The sequence below is a fragment of the Methylocella tundrae genome (assembly GCF_901905185.1).
Taxonomy (GTDB): Bacteria; Pseudomonadota; Alphaproteobacteria; order Rhizobiales; family Beijerinckiaceae; genus Methylocapsa; species Methylocapsa tundrae.
Map to the genome: position 1 here is coordinate 1 of NZ_CABFMQ020000144.1, position 473 is coordinate 473.

Below are 473 nucleotides of genomic sequence, written 5' to 3' on the forward strand. Positions count from 1 at the left end.
AGAGAGCACCAACCGACAAAAAAACCACTTTTAGATCCTAAGCTTTCGGCAGTATAACTGTAGGCTGAGCCTGATTTTTCCGAATTTTGGCTAAACCTTGCGTAGCTCCAAGCAGTAAGCAACATGGCACCTAAAGCAAGTAAATATGCGAGAGGGACATGCCCGTTGGTAATTCCGGAAACAATACCGAAAGTATCAAAAACCGTCATGGGGGTCATATAGGCAATACCAATAATTGTCACTTGCCATAACGATAATTTTTTTAAGGAAGACGCTTTATTTTCCATGTCTTTTCAACCTCAAATTTCGTTGTTTTTGCTTTTCATCCAGAAAGGCGATGCTATTTTTAGGCCAAAACTTCCCCTAGACCTGAATAAACAAGTCTGTTTGAAGAAAGTTTGAACAACAGCTAGGGCTTAAAGTGCTATATCACCTTGGTGGTACACTAAAGCGGGAATAAAAGGCCAATATTC

1 pseudogene is annotated in these 473 nt (G+C 40.2%); it reads right to left on the reverse strand.

What is annotated here, in order from left to right:
• A pseudogene (locus MPC4_RS20040) lies at window positions 1-287 on the reverse strand (Putrescine importer PuuP); the annotation flags it as partial.
• Between the last annotated feature and the right edge of the window lie 186 nt (window positions 288-473).